Here is a 24,159-nt window from a genome sequence, read left to right as displayed (position 1 = left end):
GGGCCCTTTTCTTTTAGGTAGCGGAGGTATCGACGACGCCGGTCGCATTGGCAACCGCGACTATGACGATCATGCATAGGAGCAGCACACCCAATGCCTTGAGCCAGAGTTTCGCGAGTTTCTTGCCGCGATAGCTGTCGAGCAGTACGAATCGCCGACGAAGACGGCGCTTATCGAGCAGCGCAAAATGCATAAGCACCATAAGGCCATCGACAAAGAAAAAATACTCGATTATGAGAAGCCACGTCGGGTAGCTTTGGTTTGCTCCCGTGGGGTGAAAGACGGCAAAGTGACTTCCGGCAAAGAACACAAGTAGCGAGAAGCAGACAAGCGTATTCCAAATGCGCCCCAGAGACTCCGGAACGCGAGAGAGCAGACCGCATGCAACAGAGGCGGCAGGCCTAGGAAGCCCTGCGGGGTTCTGGAGCCCTTGGGGCGTCAACACCGTCTCCGAGTCTGGAGTACGGACAGGCGCAGGCGCAGGAGGCCGCACGGGGCGACTCAGATCGTATGCCGCGCGCGTAGCCCGTCCCAACGCTTCCGCACTCGCAAAACGCTTAGCCGGGTCGAGCGCCATCGACATGCAGATGACATCGGCCAGAGGGGCAGGAATGCCGCGCATCTCGCATTGCTCGCGCATGTCGAGCCCCGATTTCGGATCGGCCCCCGTCAAGCAGAAGAACAACAGGGCGCCAAGTGCGTAGACGTCGCTGCGCACACTCGTCTGCCCAAACCCATACTGCTCGGGCGGCGCATAGGGTCGCGTGCCAAACTTGACGGTGTCGGCATCGGCGCCATCGCGCCATACGCGCGCGATCCCCAAGTCGATAATCACCAGCGATGAAAACGTCAGGCCCTCATCGAGCGTACGGCTCGCACCCGTCACGATGATATTCGACGGCTTGAGGTCGCGATGGATCACCGGCGCCGACGTCTCCCCCGCCATTGCAAAACCGGCGTGGAGCTCACCCACGGCATCGCATAGGACAGGATACAATTCACGCGCATAATCGGGGGTGGCTCCCAGACGGTCCACCAGCGCCCCGAGCGTCTCCCCTTCGATGTATTCCACAACCACGTTGAGCTCGTCGCCCACACGACGACAATCGACGATTCTGGGCAGATGCTCAAAACGCCTGCCTACCCGCTGAGCGGCAAACAGACGCTCGTATGCCCCGCCGATTTGAGCCGAAGCATCGATACGTTTACGGACAAAGGGGCCGAGCGAACCACCATCGGTTCCTTCAAAGTACACGAGCTCGGTTGTTTCAACGGACGAGCGCTTAAGTACACGCTCCACGCGATAGCTGTCGTCGCGATCGAGCGACGCCAGATGCTCGGCAAGCGCTGCGGTCAGCTCGTCATCGGAATATGTTGGGGTCTGAGTATCCATAGCCTCCATCATAGCGCAGGGCGCAGACACCCCATGGCATCTGCGCCCCGTTCGTTTGCATCGTTGTTCGGCAGCTCCGCCGGCTCAGATATCAGCCGCTAACTCACCGTCTCCTCGCCAAAGCGATACAGCTCCTCGTTGACCTTTTGGAGGCTGCACCCGCGATCGATGCAAAAGATGATAATCGCATCACGGCGATCCTTGCAGTTGAGGACGCTCACCCCGGCAGCCGTCAGCGCACGGTTGGTCTCTTTGAGCGTCAGCGCCATCGCAAAGGCAATCTGCAGCACCTTATTGCGACTCGGGTGACGCGCACCAGTAAAGATCTGATAGCCAAAGGTCTCATTGAGATCGGCCATACGAACCACGCGAGAGCGCTCCAAGCCCTTTTCCTGCAGCAGCTGCTTCAGGTAGTCCGAAAGCGACGGGGCGGCAAAGTCGTGCTCCCTGATATAGCCATCGATGTTCGGTGCATCGAGAAGCTCATTGAGCAACTCCTCAGTCAGCTTTTTATCGGGCATACGACTTCACCTCCCCCAGTGCATGCAACATGCTAGAAACCGCTTACGTCCGAACGCTCCCAGCTAGCAACCTGGTCGGGAGACACCGTACCCAGCGCCTCGAACTTCCAGGAACCGCCCGCCTTCAGATGATTGGTGTTTGCAAGAGCCGTTCCAACCTGGTTGCCATCGGCATCATACAGAACATACTCAATCTGAATGTAGCTCTTTTCCTTGTCCGTGTTATTGGTCAGCGTGCCCGTGATCTTATAGGCAAACTGATTGGAGGTGTCTTCAGCCTCGTCAGCAATGGTATACGGTTCTTGCGGTTCTTTTTGCTCCTCAGCCTGCTGTGTCGCCTCGGCAGGTTTTGCCGAATCGCTCGCAGACGAATCGGTTGAATTGCCACCCATAGAGCCCACGGCACCGACGATAACCAGCACCACGATGACGCCTAGGACAATCTTGCCGATCGGCTTCTTTCCCTCTTTTGCCATTATTCATCCTTCCTACGATCCGGCTACCGTGCCGGCACACAGCACATCGTAGGAAGGATTGAACTTGAATTCATTAGCTGAGAGCTAAGGTTGCGGTAAACGGCCAATGCAGTTGTCCAAGCGCCGAGCAAACGCACTTTGCGCGACCGTCTGCCAGTGGTGATCAACCCACCGTGACGGATTCCCCGGTAAAGGCACTCGCAAGCAACAGGATAAAGAAAACTAAATAGCTGATGCTCAATAGGTAGGCGACGACTAAAAAGATGGTCCATCCAACATTGGTCTTACCATCGGCACGACGTTGCTCGCGAGAACGGCACAGCCAGACCGTCACGCCAATGGCCACAATCAGCAGCACGAGCGCCGCCGCGGCCAACCCGGCAAGCGCAAACATCACGCCAATGCTCACAGCAATAACCGGAAGCAGCAGCAAGCCACACCCGCATCCACCCGGACTATATACGGAAGACTGTCGGCGCTTCATCGTCACTCCAAGTTAAGCAATCGTTTGTAGACATCGAGGCCCTTGAGTAGAATTTCCTCGTCAAAGAGCATGGTATCGGTATGCAGAGCGCTCGTGGCATAGGCGGGACAGCCATCCGAATCGATCGGATTATCTTGTCCCTCCGGCACGCCCGTACCCAGGAGGAAGAACACGCCTGGCAGATGGCGCTGATAGAAAGCGAAGTCCTCGGCAATCAGCAAAGGCTCATCCACGAGTTGCAGCTCGGACAAGACAGGCGCAATGTGGGCGAACAGCTCGGGATCGTTATCGACCGGCGGATAGCCCTCGGCAAAATCGAGGTCATATGTGCAGCCCGTTGCGACGCAGGCATCGTCCAGCACGCGGCGCACGCCCTCGCGCGCGCGGTCGAACATGTCGTCCGTAAACACACGTAGGCTGCCGGCAACATGGGCCTCCCCCGCCACCGCATTGCAGACGGTGCCGGCCTGCAGCAGGCCGAACTTACCAATACAGGGCTCGTCGACACCCAACTCGTCCATGAGCTCGCGCTCGGAAACCAAGAACTTGGCAGCCGCCAGCGCCGCATCGTGCGACTCCTCGACCGGAACGCCATAGGTCTTAGCGATATGGATGCTCGTGCCATGGATATGAATGTGTGTCTCACTCGAACGCGCCAGCAACGGACCGGAGCAGCTCGCCAACGTGCCGGCGGGCAGATCGGGCCACACGTGGAAGCCGAAGATGCGATCCACCCCGTAGCGCTCGAACACGCCGCTCTCGCACACCGTCTTGGCACCACCAGTCGTCTCCTCGGCCGGCTGAAACACAAAGAGCACATTGCGCTTAATGGCGCCCGGCTGCTCACGGATCGTACGGTCGACAAAGGTTGCCGCCGAAAGCGCCATGGCCATGTGTCCATCGTGCCCGCAAGCATGCATCTTGCCGGGATGGGTCGAAGCGAACGCTGCCCCCGTTGCCTCGGCAATGGGCAGCGCATCCATATCGGCGCGAATCGCCGTGGCATGCGCGGCGCCAACGCCAGCGTCGAAGAAAGCGCAGACGCAGCCGGGGCACGGATGGGTCACATCGCAGGTGAGCGGTGCCAACACGCCCTCGATATAGGCGATCGTCTGCGGAAGATCGAAGTCGAGCTCCGGGATCCTGTGCAAGTCGCGGCGGTAGCGACGGAGTTCTTGGAGCTCGGCCATATTGGTTCCTTTCGTAGGTGCGCGTCGGCTGCTATCTATTGTGCCGCAAGATTGCTACACCCTTATTTCCAGCATATCCCTGCATTTTTTAAACGTTATATACGAATACTCTTGTTTGGTAAAGTGCAACGTGGTAGGGTCGTTACCACTTGATAGAGGCGCGGGCACGAAGAGCCGCGGGCGAGCCGGCAGGCTTTGACCCCGCGGGGAGGCGAAACCCGCCGAACTGGGTTTTTCGGGCACGAACAGCCTGGTGGGCCTGCGGGAAACACCCGCAGGACTGTCTGCAGCAATGCGGGAGCGCTATCCGGACATTGGGTCCACGCTATGCGGATTCGATGCGCAGGTAGCGCCGTCTGGATAGCGAGGTTTACGGGACATGTCATTGACTCCCAACGAGGCATATGCGGCCAAGCAGCCGTTTGTGGACAAGGAGACGCTCGAGCATATCGTCGAGCAGTTCCCCACGCCGTTTCATCTATACGACGAGGCGGGCATCCGCCGCAACATGCAAGAAGTGCGCGACGCCTTTGCATGGAACCCGGGCTTTAAGGAATACTTTGCCGTCAAGGCCAACCCCAACCCGGCACTCATCTCCATTCTCAACGAATACGGCTGCGGCTGCGATTGCTCGAGCTATACCGAGCTCATGATCGCCCGCTCGCTGGGCATCACCGGACACGACATCATGTTCTCGTCCAACGACACACCGGCGGCGGACTTTGAGCTCGCCGACAAGCTGGGTGCCATCGTCAACTTTGACGACATCAGCCACATCGAGTTCTTTGAGCGCGTTGCGGGACCCATCCCCAAGACGGTCAGCTGCCGCTTTAATCCGGGCGGCCTATTCCAGCTCTCCAACGGCATCATGGACAACCCGGGCGACTCCAAATACGGCATGACCACCGAGCAGCTCTTCGAGGCCTTCCGCATGCTCAAGGCCAAGGGCGCCGAGGACTTTGGCATCCACGCATTCCTTGCCAGCAACACCGTCACCAACGACTACTACCCCAAGCTTGCGCGCATCCTCTTTGAGCTTGCCGTGCGCCTGGAGCGTGAAACGGGCGCACATGTCGCCTTTATCAATCTGTCCGGCGGTGTGGGTATCCCCTACCTGCCCGAGCAGCAGGCTAACGACATCCGTGCCATCGGCGAGGGCGTACACGCGGCCTACGACGAGATCTTGGTTCCCGCCGGCATGGGCGATGTGGCGATTTGCACCGAGATGGGTCGCTTTATGATGGGCCCCTACGGCTGCCTGGTGACCAAGGCCATCCACGAAAAGCAGATCTACAAGGACTATATCGGCGTGGACGCCAGTGCCGTCGACCTCATTCGTCCCGCCATGTATGGCGCTTACCACCACATTACGGTGATGGGACAGCCGGGTGGCGCCGACAAGACCGCAGCACCCGTTACGGACACCTACGACATCACGGGCAATCTGTGTGAGAACAATGACAAGTTCGCCATTGATCGCGAGTTGCCGCATATCGACATGGGCGACCTGCTCGTGATCCACGATACCGGCGCGCATGGCTACTCCATGGGCTACAACTACAACGGCCGTCTGCGCTCCGCCGAGGTGCTGCTGCGCCCCGATGGCTCGGCCGACCTCATCCGCCGTGCTGAGCGCCCGGGCGATTACTTTGCCACGCTCGACGTGCTGCCTAGCGGCCGAGAGCTGCTGGCCAAGTCGCGCGCCGAAAGTGCCCGCCGTCGCGCCCAGGACGAGCGTCTGGCCGTCGCCGCTCAGTGGAACAAACGCATCCAGATCGCGGAAGCGAAGGAGAAGAACATGGATATCCGCAACCTCGAGGGTTCGATCGTCGCCCTCGTCACGCCGTTTAAAAAGGACGGAAGCGTCGACTTTGACGCGCTCGAGCGCCTTATCGATTTCCACCTGCAAAACGGTACCGACGCCATCCTCACCCTGGGCACCACCGGCGAGAGCGCCACGATGACTGACGATGAGGACAACTCCGTTGTCGCCGCGGTGGTCAAGCAGGTTACAGGCCGTGTCCCCGTCATCGCCGGCTCGGGCTCCAACTCCACGCAGACCATGCTCACCAAGTCGCTCACCTATCAGGGCCTGGGCGCCGACGGCCTGCTGCTCATTACCCCCTACTACAACAAGTCCAACGAGGAGGGCATCTACCAGCACTTTAAGACCGTTGCCGATGCCGTAGATATCCCCTGCATCCTGTACAACATCCCCGGCCGCTGCGGCTGCGGCATCAGCGAGCGCAACGTAGAGCGCTTGGCCGCGCACCCCAACATCATGGGTATTAAAGAAGCCTCGGGCAACGTCGCCTACGCGGCCAAGATCGCCCACCTGCTGTCCGATGACTTCCGCATGTACTCGGGCGAGGACGCCCTCACCGTGCCGCTCATGAGCCTGGGCGCCTCGGGCACCATCAGTGTGTGGGCCGATGTTCAGCCGCAGCTCGTGCACGACATGTGCCGCGCCTATCTGGACGGCGACGTAGCGCGCGCCCGCGATATCCAGATTGCCGGCCAGCCGCTCATCAATGCCCTCTTTAGCGAGGTCAACCCCATCCCAGTTAAGGAAGCGCTCGCCCAGATGGGTATGATCGAGGCAAACTACCGCATGCCGCTGTGCCCCATGGCCAACGACACGCGAGCCGCACTTACCGATGCTCTGAAGGGAGCTGGTCTGCTTGATTAAGACCGTCATTATGGGAACGGGCCGCATGGGCTCGCTCATCCGCACTACCGCCGAAGGCATTGTCGACGCCGCCGGGCAGCCCGTTTTTGATATCGTGGCCCACATCGGCTTCGACTTGTCCGAGCTCGAGAGCGCCCCGGCAGCCGACGTCATCATCGACTTCTCGAACGTCGTGACCTTCGATGCCGTCGTCGCCTATGTCGAGTGCACGGGCGCGGCGTTGGTCTCGGGCACTACAGGCTACACACCCGAGCAGATGGATCGCCTGCGCGAGCTGGGTCAGAACGCCCGCGTCATGCACTCCGGCAATTACTCCATCGGTATCGCAGCCCTGCGTCATCTGGTAGCACAGGCCACACGCGAGCTGCCCGGCTTTGACTGCGAAATCGTCGAGACGCACCATAACCAAAAGGTCGATGCCCCCAGCGGCACTGCAAAGCTGCTGCTCGACGCCGTAGTCGAGGCCGAGCCCAAGGCAGGCTACCACCCCGTCTATGGCCGCGAGGGCATGTGCGGAGCGCGCGACCCCAAGGAGATCGGCATGCACTCGCTGCGCGGTGGCACTGTCGCCGGCGTGCACGAAGTGAGTTTCTTTGGCCAGGACGAAGAAGTCACGCTCACGCATCGCGCCACAAGCCGTCAGATCTTCGTCAACGGCGCCCTGGCAGCCGCGCAGAAGCTCGTCACCCGCGAGCACGGCTTCTATACGTTCGACCAGGTCATGTTTGCCTAACCAGGTATCAACCGGATCCACCCAAAGGAGAGACAGCAAATGAGCAATGCAGCCGAGATGGATGCCCAGGAGATTATCAACTACATCGCCACAGCGCCCAAAAAGACGCCCGTCAAACTGTACGTGCGCGAGAAGCCCGGCATGAAGGTCCAGTGGGGCAATGCGCACGTCTACGGCGGTCGTCGTGGCAAGACCGTCTTTGGTGACTGGGATGAGCTCAAAGCCATCCTTGATGCCAATGCCGATTCCATCGATTACTACGATGTGGAGAACGATTGCCGCAACTCCGCCGTGCCCATGCTCGACCTTAAGGGCATCAACGCCCGCATCGAGCCGGGCGCGATCATCCGTGACCGCGTCGAGATCGGCGATCGCGCCGTCATCATGATGGGTGCCATCATCAATATCGGCTCCGTCATCGGTGAGGGCTCCATGATCGACATGGGCGCCGTGCTGGGCGGCCGCGCCACAGTGGGCAAGAACTGCCACATCGGCGCTGGAACCGTGTTGGCAGGCGTCGTTGAACCCGCAAGCGCCACGCCCGTCATCATCGAGGACGATGTCATGATCGGCGCCAACGCCGTGGTCCTGGAAGGCGTGCACGTAGGCAAGGGCGCTGTCGTTGCCGCCGGCGCCGTGTGCGTCGAGGACGTCCCCGCTGGTGCCGTCGTGGCCGGCGTCCCCGCCCGCGTCATCAAGATGCGCGACGAGAAGACCGACAGCAAGACCGGACTCGAGGAAGGCTTACGCCGGCTGTAGAAGTTACGCGGTTTTACCAAACCGCGTAACGGCTCGACGCTGCAAACGCCCCTAAGCGGCAATCTGACGTTCAATCGTCGGTCGCGTACCGAAGTACGCTTCCCTCCTCTTTCACGTCACCTTGCTCGCCTAGGGGCGTTTTCGCTGACGTATGCTCAGTCTGCAACTCAATTCAGCTCCAAGCAAAAAGGCCGAAGTCCCGAAGGGTTTCGACCTTTGTTTTTCTGCAGCGTCCAAGCGCAGTTTATCTATTCTCGATGCTGCCGATGTTTTTGAGCTCGATGGAAATGAGGCCGTTGGGCTCGTTGACGAACTCGATGTACTCGGAGTTCGAGCCCATCTCGGCCGGAAAGCTGATCTCGATGCCCGTATCGGTACGAATCTTGTGGTTGCGCACGGCCGCACGCTCGACCTGCTTGCGCTCCACGGGCACACGCTCGGGCACCTTCTCTTCGGTCAGCGCCGCGCGTACGCTCTCCTTGATGACCGGCTCGTCCTCAAAGACCTCATCGACGATATCCCAGGGCGGCAGCTCCTCGTCATCCTCAACCTTCTCGGCAACGGCAGCCTTAACCTTAGCGAGCGCTACGGCCGTATTGGCACCGTGCTCCTCGGCGACTTCCTCGACCACGCGCGTCACGGTGTCGATGACCTCCTTGCCCGACACGCCCGTATCGCACTGCAGCAGACCGTCGGGAATGAGCATGCGGTCTTCGCCGGCAATCTTGCGCTTCTTGTCCACATAGCCGATCTCCATGGTGCTCGCACGCACGATGGCATAGCTTGGCACCTTTTGGGAAGGATTCGGCAGGATAGCATAGTGGCGCGCGATGTCGTTGCGTACCTCGCCCTCCTCGCGGCCCACCTCGTGCATAAAGGCCTGCTTGGAGCCCAGCAGCATCACGGCAAACCAGCGGGCATCCTCATCGTCGTCAAAGTCGGCCACGAGCACGTCGGTGGACTCGGCTTTTTCGGCCTTGGTAAGCTCGGAGGAAATGAACTCCGCAATCTGCTGCGACAGGTCTACGAACTCGCGCTCGCCAAAGAAATAGCCCTTGAGCTCGCCGCCAAACGCAGAGTTCTCGGCAAACGCGGCGCGTTTATTGTCGGCCGAGGTACGTGCGCGGCGCAGATGCGTGGTCACGAAGTTGCGCACGGTACGGCTCTCGATATCGAGCTCGCGCTGGCTCATAACGTTGACGGCAGAGTCAAAGTCCAGGATATGCAGAATCGCATGATTGATTTTCATATACGGCATTCCGTTCTAGATTGAATTGAGCACGAACCAGTATAGCGGTCGAGCCCGCCCCAGGCGCATCGAAGATTGGTGCATCGGGGACAGGTTGCTTTGCACCAATGGCTAGCGCAGGAGCTCGGACTGCCATACCTCGAGCTGTTCTGCCAGGCTCTTACCACTAGAAGGCACGCTGAACTCGGGACGTTTGGGCAGCAGCGCACACTTAAGAATTGCCACGATGGTCTGCGAGACAAAGCGTCGCGTATCCTTGTCAAACCCTTGCGCAGCCTGGAGCATCACGGGCAGGCTCTCGCGCAGATTCCCAGCGATATCCGCAAACCGCTCAGCACCCGTAGCCTCAAACACGGAGAACAACGCATCTACAAAACGTTCGCGCTCGCTAGGCGAAACTGCAAGCAGCATCTCGCGAATGGAGCCATCAACGTATCGAGCACCGGCGGACAGGCGCTCACAGTACACGAAGTCGCGACCATCAACCACCCAGCTAAAGGGATTGTGCTGCAGCAGGCTGAACTCGGTGCTCTCAACGATGGCATAGTCCTCCTGCGTCTCGAACATCATGCCAAAGATCGACGACCGAGGTAGCGTCTTGTCGATTCGACCGGAAAGATCGGCAAAGGCGTTGCCGTTCAGAAACTCCTCGACGAAACCCGGACCATCATGGGAATACGCCTGTTCGATTCGCGCACGGGCGACATCGGAGCACATCGCCGCACCGTACACCGCAAGGTTTCCACCCTTGGAATGACCTCCGCACAAAAGCGGCCCGTCAATCGCATCCGCCGCCTCGTCCACATAACGCGCCGCGGATTCCTGGGCCGGCACAGGATACCGGAACGCCATGTTAAAGTCCTCTTTCCAGCCCACAATCGTGCTGTCGGTCCCCCGGAAGGAAAGATAGCTAAACCCCGCCGGAAACCGGAACGCCATGGCTGCAAACTGCTCTGTCGCCACCACATCGCTCACGGCACGATAGCCGCAAACGTGCACGCCACGGTAGCGAGGACTTGCTGCCACGGCCTCCAGCAAGGCCTTGCTCCCCTCCGGGTCCCACAAGTCGTCAATCATGTCCCGGTAGCACTCGGCACGCAGCAGCTCGCGTACGTCTAGGCCCTGCCAGTTCGTCAGCTCCGCCATATCACCCGGCAAACGCAAATAGGACAACCACGCAAAGACGAGGCTATCCACCGCGCAGAACGGCCTCTCCTCAAACGGATCAAACGCCGTCTGGGCATAGGTTAAAAAAATAGGCGAATCCGACATGGCCCTCCCATCAACTATGGTGCATTGGGGCAACTATGGTGCATTGGGGTCAGGTTACTTTGCACCAAAAAGGCGCCCGGGCCGTGTGGACCCGGACGCCTTCATTGTAGCTTTTCGCTCTAGCGAGCTTGATTTAGCAGGAGAAGTCGACGCTGTCGATGATGTCCTTGAGGGCCTTGGCGGAGGCGGTGAGCTCATGCTGCTCGTCATCGTTCAGCGGCACGGGGACGCGACAGACGACGCCGTCGCGGCCAACGACCGTCGGCATGGAGATGGCAAGATCGGACAGGCCATACTCGCCCACCATGAGCGAGGAGACGGGCAGAACGGTCTGCTCATCGCGCATGACGGCGGTGCAGATGCGCTTGACGGCCATGGCGACGCCATAGTAGGTGGCGTGCTTCTTCTCGATGATGGTGTAGGCGGAGTTCTTGACGTCCTCGGCGATGCGCTTCTCGGCAGCCTCATGCTCCAGATGACCGTGAAGCTCGCAGAAAGTGTTCAGCGGCACGCCGGCAACCTGGGCGCTGGACCAAGCGACAAACTCAGAGTCGCCGTGCTCACCCATGACATAGGCCTGGACATCGCGCGGGTCAACCTCGACGTGGGCACCAAGCATCTGCTGCAGACGGCCAGTGTCGAGCACGGTGCCGGAGCCGATGACATGGCCCTCGGGCAGGCCGGACATCTTGATGGCGGCATAGGTCAGAACATCGACCGGGTTGGAGACAATGAGCAGAATGCCGTCGAAGCCAGACTTCTTAATTTCGGGAATGATGGACTTAAAGATGTTGACGTTCTTGTTGACCAGGTCCAGGCGAGTCTCACCGGGCTTCTGGGCAGCGCCAGCGGTGACGACGATCATGGCGGCGTCGGCGACATCGGAATAATCGCCGGCGTAGATCTTCATCGGCTCGGCAAACGTCATGCCGTGCGCGATATCCAGGGCCTCACCCTCGGCGCGGTTCTTGTCCACGTCGATGAGGACCATCTCGGAGAACAGACCACTCTGCATCAGCGCGAACGCCGAAGACGAACCAACGAAACCGCAGCCGACAATAGCGACCTTCTTCTCGTTAACCATTAGAAACTCCCATCTCTCTCCACAAACAAGCCGCCCGGGAACGACCCGAGCGGCTTGCCGTAATCCCAATACATCCAATCGGGACTTTGATTATGCTCCTATTCGCAGCCAAAAATCGACCGTTTACCGAAATTGTTTGCAGGATTCGTAAAATAACTGCACGAAATCGGTTTCGAGCTATTGACGAGCGGAATAGCTTTCTAATACAGGCCCGCCTCGCGAATGGCCTCGACAGCCAAAGCGATCTGATCGGGCGGCAGGACCAGCGCCATGCGCACATGCCCCTCACCCGAAGGACCAAAGCTCGCGCCCGGCGTCACCACAACGCCGGCCTTCTCCATAAGCTCCTCGCAAAACGCCATGGAATCGGTGCGACCACCGGGAAGCTTGGCCCACACAAACATAGAGCCATGCGCGTTGGGACGCTCCCAGCCCAAGCCCTCAAGACCGTCGCACAGGGCATCGCGGCGCTCCTGGTACTTCAGACGCTGCGCCTCGACCTCATCGCGCGGACCGTTCAGGCAGGCGATAGCAGCCTTCTGGATCGGGAAGAACATACCAAAGTCGATCTGGCCGCGCAGCTTGGCAAAGGCAGAGACCACGTCCTCGCGGCCGACCAAAAAGCCGATACGCGCACCGGTAACGTTAAACGACTTGGAAAGCGAGAAGAACTCCACGCCCACCTCAAGCGCACCAGGATACTGCAAGAAGCTTCCGCCCGGCTCGCCGTCGAACACGATGTCGGAGTACGCGTTGTCATGGACGATGAGCAGGTCGTGCTCGCGGGCTAAAGCGATGATCTCCTCGTAGACCTCGGGCGTGCCCACCGAGCCGACCGGGTTGGCGGGCAACGACACGATCATATACTTGGCACGATCGGCCACCTCGGGATCGATGCCCGCCACATAGGGCAGGTAATTATGCTCGGCGACCAACGGATAGTACTCGAGCTTGGCATCGGCAATCTTGGCGCCCGCCTCAAAGACCGGGTAGCACGGATCGGGAACCAAAATGGTGTCACCCGGATCGAGCAGGGCCAGGCCCAAATGGCCCACGCCCTCCTGCGTGCCGTTGCACGACTGCACCATAGACGGCGTAATGCCCGAAACGCCAAAGCGGCGCTCATAGTAATCGCACACGGCTTGCTTGAGTTCGGGCAGGTCGCGCAGGGCATACTTCCACATCTCGGGGTCCTGGGCCGCTTGCGTGAGCGCCTCGACCACGTGGTCGTACGGCTTAAAGTCGGGCGTGCCCACGCTCATGTTGTAAATGGTCTTGCCCTGAGCCTTCAGCGCAAGCAGTTTGTTGTTGAGCGAGGCGAAGACCTCCGCGCCAAAGCGGTCGAGACGCTGCGATGCCTGCATGGTGCCACCTTTCGATATGAAAAACGCGGCGCTCCGACAAGAGCGCCGCGCGATACGGGCCATCAGATTGCAAAAGTGTAACGCTTGCACCCGCTGTTTTGGTTCAATTTGGCAACCTTAGTCCATCGGATTGAGCGCGTCAATCTGGGCGAGCCACAGGCGCGAGCTGGCGTCACTCGGCATGCGCCAATCGCCGCGCGGGCTGAGCGTGACCGAGCCCACCTTGGGGCCATCGGGCAGGCAGCTGCGCTTAAACTGCTGGGCAAAGAAGCGACGGTAGAACGTGCGTAGCCACGTGTGAATGGTCTTGACGTCGTAGACGCCCTCGAAGCTCTTGAGCGCCATGCGGTAGATCTTGCCCGGCTCAAAGCCAAAACGCAGCAGGTAGTAGAGGAAGTAGTCGTGCAGCTCGTACGGGCCCACCAGGTCCTCAGTCTTCTGCGCAATCTCGCCGTCGCCCGTGGGCGGCAGGAGCTCGGGGGACACCGGCGTATCGAGGATATCGAGCAAGACCTCGGCAATACGCCCGCCAAAGACATCGGCCGCATAGCGCACCAGATGGCGCACAAGCGTCTTGGGCACGCTCGCGTTGACGGCGTACATGCTCATGTGGTCGCCGTTATAGGTAGCCCAGCCGAGCGCCAGCTCCGACAGGTCGCCCGTGCCGATGACAAAACCGCCAGCCTGGTTGGCCAGATCCATCAGAATCTGCGTACGCTCGCGGGCCTGGCTGTTCTCGTAGGTCACGTCCTGCACGGTCGGATCGTGCTCAATGTCCTTGAAGTGCTGCTCCACAGCCGCGTGGATCGAAACCTCGCGGAAGCTCACGCCCAGGTCGCGAGCGAGCGACTCGGCATTCGACTTAGTGCGATGCGTCGTGCCAAAGCCAGGCATGGAAACCGCCGTGATACCCGTGCGCGGCAGCCCCAGCGCATCAAAGGCGCGCACGGTCACAAGCAGTGCCAACGTGGAGTCCAGGCCGCCCGAAAGACCGATGACAGCCGCCTTGGTACCCGTATGGGCAAGGCGGGTCTTAAGGCCGGCGGTCTGCAGGTCGAGGATGGTCTCACAGCGCTCGGCCAGGTCGCCATGGTCGGCCGGCACAAAGGGCGCGCGCGGGAAAACGCGGTCGATATCGCAGGCATCGCGCAGGACAGGCTCTTCGGCCAACACGCCCTCAAACGAAAACTCAACGGTCGCGGCCTCCGGCGCATCGTCCGCGCGCGCCCACGTCGTCGAGCGACGTCGCTCGGCAACCAGGCGGTCAAGGTCAACGTCGGCCATGGCCATATCGCAGGTAAGCAGTTTGGTCGCGGCGAGCTTGGAGCCGTTTTCGTAGACGAGGTTCTCCCCCGCAAAGACCATGTCGGTCGTGGACTCACCCTCGCTCGCATCGGCGTAGACATAGGCGCAGTACAGGCGCGCACTCTGATTGGAGATAAGGCTACGGCGGTAATCTGCCTTACCGATAATCTCGTCCGAGGCCGACGGGTTGAGAATCACCGTCGCACCGTCAAGCGCCATCTCGGTCGAAGGGGGCGCCGGCACCCACAGGTCCTCACAGACCTCAACGCCCAGTACCAGGTCCTCGGCGCCCTCATCACAGCAACGGTAGACAAGCCCCGAACCCAGCGGGACCGGACCCTGACCGGCAAATTCAACCCACACGGGATCCGCAGGCGCCGGAGCAAACCAACGGCGCTCATAGAACTCGCCATAGTTAGGCAGATACTTCTTGGCCGTGAGGCCCAAAAGCTCGCCCGCGCAGCACACAGCGGCGCAGTTGTAGATATTCTCGGCAACTGCAACGGGAAGACCGATGGTAAAGACGATCGGCAGCCCACGAGTCTCGTCGAGGATATGCACCAGAGCAGCCTCGCAGGCATGCAGCAGTGTGCGGTTATGGAACAGATCGGCCGCGGTATAGCCGGTCAGGTTAAGCTCGGGCAGCACCAGAGCATGAACGCCGCGCTCGGCAGCATCGCGAACAGCCGCCAGCGCAACCTCGACATTGCCCTCGACATCGGCGACGCGAATCTGCGGCGACGCCGCCGCCACACGCAAAAAGCCGTCGTTCTTATTAGCCGAAACGCAGCATTGCCTTGTTGATCTGGACACTGGAGGCCCCTTCTACCCTGAGATTCAGTCTAACGGACGTTCACATATCTCTAACTAGCCAAAGCAACCTCCCAGTTTACTGAGACGCTAACCTGTGCTAAGAGCATGTATTCCAAAAATATCTTTAATTAAAAAAGGAGAAATCGATAATCGACTTCTCCTTTAAGCGAGGCAAGAAAATTCCGAAACTAATGGCAGAATTTATCCATGTAGTCCTCAAAGTCGAACACTTCTACCACGACGCCCTCTTCCTGAGACTCTTTCAGTTGCTCCAAGAGATCTTTGTTAATAACGTCCATGCAGAAACCTCCTCTATCTAATCAGTTGTAGTATATCTGCTTTCATGCAATTATCAACCAACTTGTTTAATTGCTCCTCGCTTGTCGATAGTCCCTCTTTTTTCAAAATGTCGCGCACCTCGTTCTTAGTAATCGGCTTTTCAAACAACGAAAGCAAAGCGAACGAAAAATCATTAACCGCACACATTCTATGGGTGGCACAACTCAGCAGTACTCTTAACCCCTCTTTTGAGCGTCCGACTTCTTTAACAAACGAACTTTTAACCAATTGAAAACCATTATCGTGCATTACATAATCGGCATCGATATTTGTATTCAGCAATCCATAATGCAACAGTTCTTCTATCGCCCTTGTCAGCTCGAGGTCGCCCTGATCAAGAATAAGAGAAATGCTACAATCGGCCTCCAATAAACGGGCCAACTTATGGTATACCAACTGGGAAACAGCATAGACATGATGGTATTCAGAATTATAGAAGTAGGCAAATGGCTCAACGAGCACGACAGAGGTCTTGGAATCCAGACAGATTCGATCAGCTGGATTTAGACTAGTTAGCCGTCGCTTTACTTTGGTCAAATGTCCCTTATACCTGACAGCGTGAATAGAATCTAGGATCCAGGTCACCTCTGAAATATGAAGCCGCTGGGGCAAGTCAATTGTGTCGCTACCGTTTATGACCTCTTGCATATAAAAATCAATATGATGCTCATCAGATAAGGATTTTGCTTCATTTAAAGTTAAACCAGTGCCTGAAACATAATCTACTTCGAGGCGCAAATCCTCATATTGGGACTGCGGCATTACAGAGACACCATACTTATCGGGATGATTCCAAACATCCGACCCCATAACGAGACCAAAATTTGTAAATCCTCTCGTGGAATATGGAACACCACATACCTGTTTTGAATAATTCAAAACATTCTCTGTATAAGCTAAGGTGTTCAGAGCCTCTTCTTTAGTTTCGGTCGGAAAGCCAATCATAAAAAATAGATGAACAGGAATACCCGCATTGAGACAATCATGGATATTGCGATCAATCCAATCAACTCTCGTGTTCTTCTTCATTAGATCAAGAACTCTTTGGTTGTATGACTCGAGGCCAAACTGAATCTGCCTACATCCACTTTGGTATATCTTGTTAAAAACGTCTGTACTTAGGGTTGGAGAGAACCTCGTTTCTCCATGCCAGAAAAACGTTTTTCCCGATGCGTTTATTTCATCCGCGAGTTGCTCCATTCTTTTGCCTTCGAATGTTTCATCCACAAAAGAGAAAACTCTCGTGCCGTATTTTTCATTTAACCGACACATTATTTCAAATACTCTCGATATAGGCATCTTTCGGTAACAACCACCGGTAGCACCGGGAATGGTGCAGAAGGCGCAATGATTAAAACACTGCCTAGAGGAATAAACCGGCAATATTAGCTCAGGCATGAAGTATTTAGAAAGGGCGAAGCCATCGAAATCGGGAACTGTATCGTTGATAAATGTTTGCTCAATCCGATGGTTTTTATATATCTTTCCACCTTTAGCATGGCAAAGGTTTGGAACACAGTCGAGATTGTCATCACCAGAGTCAAGAGCCTCAAGAAGACGTGCAAGCGGCTCTTCGCCGTCATACATCATTATCGAATCAATGTATTCAAAAAAGGGATGCCATTCTTTCATGCAGTCATCTGCTAAACGAGTAATGTAATTGCCGCCCAATGAGACGTGTTTAACAGATGGACATTCTTCTTTAATCAGTTTCGCTAACGTAACTGCAGAAATCAATTGGAAACAGCCGCTCACCGAAATCCCAATAAACTCGATTTTTTCCCTCTGAATACGCTTAAGAAAGGCAGTTTCATAGAAGGAAATAAACGGATTATGCAAGGTATCCGCAAGCGATTTCATTATTTCTGGTGTCGAATAATAATCATAGGGCAGATCTATGGAGTTGAACGTGTATTTAACTCCATATGAGACGTGATTTATGATATAGAGTGCATTTCTAAAAATGTTTTCAGCATATTGTCTTTCTTTTAGATTAAAGTATCTCTTCGATCTGAAAATATCTTTTGCCTCGTCAACATTAAGTGCCGACTTTTGTATCAACTCGATTGTTAATTGAACATTCGAACTAAACGAATCCTTTGATTCCCGATACCTTTTACAGCACTCTTCGACATGTCTAAAAGATAGGAGGTCATCGTAAAATTCCACGTTTAAGTCAACAATGTCAACTTTGTATTGTTCAACCTCTTGAAGATATGACTTCAAAACAGGCAAGGCAAGGTACGGCCCCACTGGACTCCATCCTGGGGGAAATACTAAAAGCGTTTTAGGCATATCAACGTCACATCTTTCGCAAATAATTCAATTGAAACACAACTACCATCATAATTGAAAATACACCAAGTCCTGTAACGAGAATTGAGAACATCGCGATGCTCGTGAACAGCGAAACAAGAAGTGTTGAAATAACAACAGCAACCGATTGCAAAGACTCCCTAATTGAAAACAGGCTTATCGATTCAGATCCGTCTCTCGCCAAATCCTGCAGCGATGTTATGAGAAGCACATCTTGAATGGCGTTTCCGGCACCGACGATAAAAAGGAAAATAAACGATATCCCAGACGCATAGCGATAGCCAAACGCCAGATACGCACCGAGCGCAAGATACGTCACAAAACAATATGATTTAACGCAATCGGAACCACTGATTAAACGACCATATATTGTATTTCCGAACAACAGTCCGATTGTAAGACTACTCTGAAGGAATCCGTATTGTATCGATGACGAGTCAAATTGCAATTGCGCTATAGCTGGCAAAAGAGAATTCAGAGAGCCGAATGCCACGCCACTAGAAATATCGATTAATAGGAAACCAATTGCCAAGTGCTTCGCGCTAAGATCACTAAATGCAGTCCTGTTTTTTTCATTTTTGCTTATTCCCTCTTTATCATTAACCTCGATAACCGACGGAACATCTCGCAGCAACCAGAACGACGCGGCAAAAGAAAGCGCGTCTAATGCAAGAACAGCCTCCGCCCCAAATTGAGCGACAACAAAACCGCCGGCAACTGGCCCCAGAACCATCATCAAATTCTGCAGGAACCCAAACGAATTATTAATTACGTCGCGATTGATACTATTCGTATTGGCTCTTAACAACGAGTAAAAGCAGGGCATTTCTACCGTTCGGCAAAGCGATACCGCGCACGTAATAGCAAACATACTCCATTTACTATCAACAAAAATATAGCAAACGAATAATCCCGCGCGAATTAAGTCTGCCAATCTCATGGCCTGCAGTGTCCCGATACCCATCTTCTGAGGCAGCTGCGCGAGCGCAACTGAAAACAGAGAGGGGGCAAATCTGCAGCAGACCATCAAAGCAGTTGCAGAAACATCTTGAGTTACCTCGTAAATCAGCATTGGCAAAGCAATATTCGCACACCAATTGCCTATTTCGCTTATCCCTCTAGCAATATATAGGACCCGAACCGGACGGCTAGCTCTCAATACCGTGAACATCACGATTAACCTCGTATTTCAGGCCTCGTTCATCCCTTAATAGGAATCCATAATCAACCAAGTACCGCCTCAACACGGCATAATCAGGATAGAGCTGTGACAGCACACGATTAACCTGAAGCTCCGTATAACTTGTATTTAATTCAAAGAAAGAGACGGCCCATAGCAGCATGATTCTTTTATAGCTTTCCTTTTTTGGAATTGAAACCAGCTCGCCATTCTTGAGAAATCGTTTTTTAAAGTCTATTAGCTCATCCATTCACATCCTCCATTTCATACGCATCTAATACTAAAAATGCATACGCTTTAGGTCATCGCATTCAGCTTCTTTATTCGAACTAAACTCGAACTAATCTAAATTATTTGCTCAGACACTCTTCGAAAGCTCGTTTTTCACTCTGAGTAAAATGCCCTTCCCAGTCAGTCCACGAACAGGAAGGCAACTCACAACGAGCGGAGTCGAAGCCCTCTGCCGTCGGTCGCTCAAAATGCACGATAACCTTTTCGATATCGCCATCTGTAATCAGGTCAGAATGAATGACCTCGGTTCCATCTTCGAATGTCATATACGGGTACATCACGTAAACCACCTCGCAAACATAAATCCAGTTTAGCATCAAGCTATCGCACCAAAGACAGCAAGCCCCCTTGATGAGTTGATGGTATCTGTTAAATGTCACGTACGATTCACATCTGGTGGGTACCCTGATGGCTACACGAAACGAAGTAGATTTACACCGGGAGGACCCCGTATGACAACCAAGTACACCGACGCGCCGCGCACGCGCGTCATGACGCCGGCATCGCTCAACAACGGCGTGCACGAGAACCATTCCATCGGACAGACCATGGCCATCGCGCCCAAAAAGGGCCTGTTCGATGACATTTCCATTCCCCAGATCATCGCCGGCGCCGCAGCTGCCGCCACGAGCGTGGCGCTTGCTTCAAAGATCGGCATTGCCGGCTCGGTGATTGGTGCCGCTGTGAGCTCAGTCATCACTGTTGTGTCTTCGCAGGTCTATCGCCACTTTATCTCTGCCAGCGCCGAAGCAATCAAGGGCACGCATGCCGCTGTCGACTACCCTACCGGCGCCTACGAGCCCGTTGAGCCCAATGTCGAGGAGCACCTAGGTGGCGCCGCAACCACGCAGGAGATGCGCCAGGTTGCGGGACGCGCGACCACGGCGCGCGTCGCTCCCAACAGCCTGCGCGCCAAGGCGGCGGCCGAGCGCAGCCAGACGCAAAAGAAGGTCATCGTCTTCTCGATCGCTATCGCCATCGTCGCGGTCATCGCCTGCGCCGGCTCCATCCTTATCACCACTGCCGGTGAGGGTCTGGGCGAGCGTCCCGAGCCAATCCTGTCGTCGCGCACGACCGAGAGCGATGCAAATGGCAACACCCAGTCGCAGGATCAGCAGGCACAGACGGACGATACGCAAGACAGTTCTACCTCTGCCAATTCGTCCTCGAACACCCAAAACCAATCGCAGGGCGTCGATTCCTCTGCGAACAACAGCGGCACGCAATCCGGCACGACTGACTCAAGCCAAACGACTGACGGCTCTCAACCGAGCACGGGCGACCAGGCGAATGGCAATACACCGAGTACGGGATCTACCGACAACAGCAACACCAACAGCTCGAGCGGAACCGCGTCCGGCACGGCATCTGACAGCTCGAGCCAAGGCACGACATCGGGCAACTAGGCACTGCATCCCCAGATAGGCAACCTGTACAACGGGCGCGAATCGACAGCGGTTCGCGCCCGTTTGCCTTGGGCGCCGTCATGGCGAGCGCCATGCGATGGTAAGATGCTTTACATGTGTAAAGCGGAGATTTGCCATGAGCAAGACAATAGTTAGGCCCACGCTATCGCTGGGCAACCACATCTATCTGTATCGCCTGCTGCGCGATGCGATTGGGTGTGGCAAGCAAACGTTTATGACACAGGTCGAGGAGGCGCTCACCGCTGGCGACATGACCGCTTATGACCTGGGCTTCGAATCCACGCGCGAGCTGCTCGAAGAGCTTGACGACTGCATTAAGCTGACCGTCTTTAAGGGCGGTCGCCTGTATGCCACCGTCATCGCCAACGAGGCCTGGGATGCCGCACTTGCCAAGGGCGAGGACAAGCCCAAGACCGCCAAGGGCGCTAAGCAGTCCTACAAAAAGAAAAAGCGCAGTGAGAAGGACCTCAAGGCTGTGCGCCCCAAGCACGTTAAGCATCCCGAGCCCGTGGCCGAAGTCGCTCCGGAACCCGAGCCCGAGACAGAGATCGAAGTCGCTATTGAGGTAACAGCAGAAGCCGAAACCGAAATCGCCGCCACGACCGATCCCGAAGTCATATCCGAGCAGGAAGCAACTGTGGAGCTCAACGAAGCGCCCAAGTCGACAACCGAAGAAGCCGCTGACCAACCCGAGACGCCTGCGTTCCAAAACAGCGATGTCTTTGGCAACGAGGCCGAGGACGATCAGTCCGACGAGCCCGCCGATCAAGGCGCCACCGAATCGGCACCGGAGCCCGAGACGCCGCTGCCCGCCATCTCGCTCACGGTCGTCTATGACCCCGAGAACGCCAACGCCGGCATCACCACCATGGCCTCCACACCGATCGAGGCAAAGCCGTCTGTCGAGGCAGAGGACGCCCCGCAAGCCGACGCCGAAACCGAGACTGAAGACACATCCGTCTCCGTGGAACCGACAGATTCCGCAGTTAAGCCGGAACCGGTGCCTGAGTCTGCACCCGTCATCGAGTCCGCATCCGAACCTGTCTATGACCAGATTCCCGCACCGGCTCCGGTCCCCGCTGCAGCACCGGCCCCCGCACCCGCAACGCCCGCCATCCCCGAGGACTTCCCCGTCGATTTCGCAACCGAGGTCTTCTGCCCCGGCCCGCTTCTGCACCAGCTGTCGACCTATCTCCCCTACGGCGCCGATACCCTCGGCATTGTCGGCGAGTACTACTGGATCGCCCGCGAGCGCGGTACCATCGAGGCCGCGCGAAACCGCGCAAGCTTCCCCCTGCACTACACGCAGGCCGGCGAGCGCCGCGAAGTCACCGTGCGCATCCGCCGCAACACCACCGGAGGCCTCGGAGCCACCTGGACCGTCGACAAGGTTGAAGAATCCAACGAATAGCAAAATGCGGCGAACGTCACAAAAACGTTCGCCGCATTTTTTTATTTTCCCAGGTTGAGCATAAGTTCGTGTGACAAAGGGGCTGTCCCTTTGCCACATCAAACTAGTCCCTGGTAAGTTTCCTGTGGATACGATGCGGCTGGGCTGCGTCCTCGCCCAGGCGCTCGATGCGGTTGGCCTGATAGGCCTCGAAGTTGCCCTCGAACCAATACCAGTTGCCCGGATTCTCGTCGGTGCCCTCCCACGCCAGAATGTGCGTGGCGACGCGGTCCAGGAACATACGGTCGTGGCTAATAACCACCGAGCAGCCCGGGAACTCGAGCAGCGCCGCCTCGAGTGAGGACAGCGTCTCGACGTCGAGATCGTTCGTGGGCTCGTCGAGGAGCAGCAGGTTGCCGCCCTGCTTGAGCGTGAGCGCCAGGTTCAGACGGTTGCGCTCGCCACCGGAGAGTACGCCAGCGCGCTTCTGCTGGTCCTGGCCCTTAAAGCCAAAGCTCGCCACATAAGCACGGCTCGGAACCTCGGTCTCGCCGACCATCATGTGGTCCAGGCCGTCCGAGACGACCTCCCACAGGTTCTTATCGGGGTCGATGCCAGAACGGTTCTGATCGACATAGGAGATCTTGACGGTCTCGCCCACCTCGAGCTCGCCCGAAGTCAGCGGCTCCAGGCCCACGATGGTCTTGAACAGCGTGGTCTTACCGACACCGTTGGGGCCGATGACGCCCACGATGCCGTTGCGCGGCAGGGTGAACGAAAGGTCGTCGATGAGCACGCGACCGTCGAATTCCTTGTGCAGGTGATGGGCCTCGAGCACCTTGTTACCCAAACGCGGTCCAACGGGAATGCGGATATCGGTCCAGTCGAGCTTCTGGCTTGCGCGGGCCTCGGCCTCCATCTCCTCGTAGCGAGCCAGACGAGCCTTGTTCTTGGCCTGGCGAGCCTTGGGCGAGCTGCGTACCCACTCGAGCTCGGCCTCCATGCGCTTGGCGAGCTTGGCGTCGCGGTTGCCCTGCGCCTCGATACGGGCGGCCTTGGTCTCCAGATACGTGGAGTAGTTGCCCTTGTAGGGATAAAGGTGACCGCGGTCGACCTCGCAGATCCACTCGGCAACGTTATCCAGGAAGTAGCGATCGTGCGTGACGGCAAGCACCGCGCCCTGGTAGTTGTGAAGGAAGTGCTCGAGCCACAGGATCGACTCAGCGTCTAGGTGGTTTGTGGGCTCGTCAAGCAGCAGCAGGTCGGGAGCCTCGAGCAGCAGCTTGCACAGGGCCACGCGACGGCGCTCGCCGCCGGAAAGCACGTTGACCGGCATGTCGGAATCGGGCAGCTGCAGGGCGTCCATGGCCTGGCCGAGCTTGGAATCGATATCCCAGCCATCGGCGGCATCGATCTCGTCCTGAAGCTTGCCCATCTCGGCCATGAGGGCGTCCATGTCGCAGTCCGGGTCGCACATCTCCTCGCCGATCTTGTTGAAGCGATCGACCTTGGCGATCATGTCGCCAAACGCCATGCGCACGTTCTCGATGACGGTCTTGTCGTCGTCGAGCGGCGGCTCCTGCTGCAGGATACCCACGGTGTAGCCGGGGGTGAGCCTGGCATCGCCGTTGGAGACCTCCTCAATGCCGGCCATAATCTTGAGCAGGGTCGACTTGCCCATGCCGTTGGGGCCCACGACACCGATCTTGGCACCGGGGTAGAAGCTCAGGGTCACGTCGTCAAGGATTACCTTGTCGCCATGGGCCTTGCGAGCCTGATACATCTGGTAGATAAACTCTGCCATTTGCCTGTTTTATCCTTTCTACCTGCTGTTTCCCTATTCTTGATTCGCTTTAGTGGAAACGAAATGAGGAAACCAGCTCT

Annotated in this window: 20 protein-coding genes and 1 riboswitch; of the genes, 5 read left to right on the top strand and 15 right to left on the bottom strand. The window is 57.0% G+C overall.

Features of this window, described 5'->3' with window-relative positions:
- Nucleotides 1-13 precede the first annotated feature (13 nt).
- From DXC18_RS05440 to DXC18_RS05420, 5 genes are all read right to left on the bottom strand, one after another.
- Complete coding sequence (locus tag DXC18_RS05440) at nt 14-1,393, bottom strand: protein kinase (protein ID WP_158551978.1); 1,380 nt, start codon at nt 1,391-1,393, stop codon at nt 14-16.
- A gap of 98 nt (nt 1,394-1,491) precedes the next feature.
- Entirely contained in the window at nt 1,492-1,914 is a 423-nt protein-coding gene (locus DXC18_RS05435) for an XRE family transcriptional regulator (protein WP_117635411.1), read from the bottom strand.
- Nucleotides 1,915-1,946: 32 nt separating this feature from the next.
- Nucleotides 1,947-2,390: an FxLYD domain-containing protein gene (locus DXC18_RS05430; protein WP_055309781.1), complete on the bottom strand. Its 444-nt coding sequence runs from the start codon at nt 2,388-2,390 to the stop codon at nt 1,947-1,949.
- A gap of 163 nt (nt 2,391-2,553) precedes the next feature.
- Entirely contained in the window at nt 2,554-2,874 is a 321-nt protein-coding gene (locus tag DXC18_RS05425) for a hypothetical protein (RefSeq protein ID WP_147330256.1), read from the bottom strand.
- Between the two features lie 2 nt (nt 2,875-2,876).
- A complete protein-coding gene (locus DXC18_RS05420; RefSeq protein ID WP_117716578.1) occupies nt 2,877-4,064 on the bottom strand; it encodes an N-acetyldiaminopimelate deacetylase in 1,188 nt (395 codons plus the stop codon).
- A gap of 145 nt (nt 4,065-4,209) precedes the next feature.
- Nucleotides 4,210-4,378: riboswitch (Lysine riboswitch) on the top strand.
- A 65-nt stretch (nt 4,379-4,443) separates the two neighbouring features.
- Here DXC18_RS05420 and dapA point away from each other — a divergent pair.
- From dapA to dapD, 3 genes are read left to right on the top strand one after another with little or no spacing between them, the layout of a single operon-like run.
- Nucleotides 4,444-6,753: a 4-hydroxy-tetrahydrodipicolinate synthase gene (gene dapA, locus DXC18_RS10680; RefSeq protein WP_117716577.1), complete on the top strand. Its 2,310-nt coding sequence runs from the start codon at nt 4,444-4,446 to the stop codon at nt 6,751-6,753.
- Nucleotides 6,746-7,486 carry a 4-hydroxy-tetrahydrodipicolinate reductase gene (dapB, locus tag DXC18_RS05410; protein WP_199412215.1) on the top strand — a complete coding sequence of 247 codons (741 nt, stop codon included), beginning with the start codon at nt 6,746-6,748 and terminating at the stop codon, nt 7,484-7,486. Before dapA ends, dapB begins: the two co-directional genes overlap by 8 nt.
- 39 nt (nt 7,487-7,525) lie before the next feature.
- Nucleotides 7,526-8,245 carry a 2,3,4,5-tetrahydropyridine-2,6-dicarboxylate N-acetyltransferase gene (gene dapD / locus DXC18_RS05405; protein WP_117637490.1) on the top strand — a complete coding sequence of 240 codons (720 nt, stop codon included), beginning with the start codon at nt 7,526-7,528 and terminating at the stop codon, nt 8,243-8,245.
- A 244-nt stretch (nt 8,246-8,489) separates the two neighbouring features.
- Here dapD and DXC18_RS05400 read toward each other — a convergent pair whose 3' ends face one another.
- The 9 genes from DXC18_RS05400 to DXC18_RS05360 all read right to left on the bottom strand — a co-directional run bounded on the left by DXC18_RS05400 (nt 8,490) and on the right by DXC18_RS05360 (nt 19,739).
- Entirely contained in the window at nt 8,490-9,494 is a 1,005-nt protein-coding gene (locus DXC18_RS05400; RefSeq protein WP_117583913.1) for a nucleoid-associated protein, read from the bottom strand.
- A gap of 111 nt (nt 9,495-9,605) precedes the next feature.
- Nucleotides 9,606-10,766 carry an Mbeg1-like protein gene (locus tag DXC18_RS05395; RefSeq protein ID WP_117716576.1) on the bottom strand — a complete coding sequence of 387 codons (1,161 nt, stop codon included), beginning with the start codon at nt 10,764-10,766 and terminating at the stop codon, nt 9,606-9,608.
- A 133-nt stretch (nt 10,767-10,899) separates the two neighbouring features.
- A complete protein-coding gene (locus DXC18_RS05390; RefSeq protein ID WP_006234343.1) occupies nt 10,900-11,850 on the bottom strand; it encodes an L-lactate dehydrogenase in 951 nt (316 codons plus the stop codon).
- Between the two features lie 200 nt (nt 11,851-12,050).
- Complete coding sequence (locus DXC18_RS05385) at nt 12,051-13,214, bottom strand: pyridoxal phosphate-dependent aminotransferase (protein WP_117716575.1); 1,164 nt, start codon at nt 13,212-13,214, stop codon at nt 12,051-12,053.
- A gap of 117 nt (nt 13,215-13,331) precedes the next feature.
- On the bottom strand, nt 13,332-15,332 hold the full coding sequence (locus tag DXC18_RS05380) for an NAD(+) synthase (RefSeq protein ID WP_117716574.1): 2,001 nt from the start codon (nt 15,330-15,332) through the stop codon (nt 13,332-13,334).
- Between the two features lie 312 nt (nt 15,333-15,644).
- Complete coding sequence (locus tag DXC18_RS05375) at nt 15,645-17,966, bottom strand: radical SAM protein (RefSeq protein WP_117716573.1); 2,322 nt, start codon at nt 17,964-17,966, stop codon at nt 15,645-15,647.
- Nucleotides 17,967-17,973: 7 nt separating this feature from the next.
- Nucleotides 17,974-19,158, bottom strand: a complete 1,185-nt coding sequence (locus DXC18_RS05370) for an MFS transporter (RefSeq protein ID WP_117716572.1) — start codon at nt 19,156-19,158, stop codon at nt 17,974-17,976.
- Entirely contained in the window at nt 19,136-19,417 is a 282-nt protein-coding gene (locus DXC18_RS05365; protein WP_055251466.1) for a DUF2087 domain-containing protein, read from the bottom strand. Before DXC18_RS05365 ends, DXC18_RS05370 begins: the two co-directional genes overlap by 23 nt.
- Nucleotides 19,418-19,517: 100 nt before the next feature.
- On the bottom strand, nt 19,518-19,739 hold the full coding sequence (locus DXC18_RS05360) for a hypothetical protein (RefSeq protein ID WP_055251482.1): 222 nt from the start codon (nt 19,737-19,739) through the stop codon (nt 19,518-19,520).
- Between the two features lie 171 nt (nt 19,740-19,910).
- On the opposite strand from DXC18_RS05360, the gene DXC18_RS05355 reads away from it, so the two are divergent.
- Nucleotides 19,911-20,864, top strand: a complete 954-nt coding sequence (locus DXC18_RS05355) for a hypothetical protein (RefSeq protein WP_117716571.1) — start codon at nt 19,911-19,913, stop codon at nt 20,862-20,864.
- A 136-nt stretch (nt 20,865-21,000) separates the two neighbouring features.
- On the top strand, nt 21,001-22,296 hold the full coding sequence (locus tag DXC18_RS05350) for a hypothetical protein (RefSeq protein WP_117716570.1): 1,296 nt from the start codon (nt 21,001-21,003) through the stop codon (nt 22,294-22,296).
- A gap of 103 nt (nt 22,297-22,399) precedes the next feature.
- Here DXC18_RS05350 and ettA read toward each other — a convergent pair whose 3' ends face one another.
- Nucleotides 22,400-24,079 (bottom strand): energy-dependent translational throttle protein EttA, encoded by a 1,680-nt coding sequence (gene ettA / locus DXC18_RS05345; RefSeq protein ID WP_055251458.1) that lies wholly within the window; start codon nt 24,077-24,079, stop codon nt 22,400-22,402.
- Between the last annotated feature and the right edge of the window lie 80 nt (nt 24,080-24,159).

It is taken from the genome of Collinsella sp. OM08-14AT, assembly GCF_003438115.1.
In the GTDB taxonomy this organism is placed as follows: domain Bacteria; phylum Actinomycetota; class Coriobacteriia; order Coriobacteriales; family Coriobacteriaceae; genus Collinsella.
The sequence above is the reverse complement of the archived record's forward strand: the minus strand, read 5'-3'. Positions and strand labels throughout refer to the sequence as shown.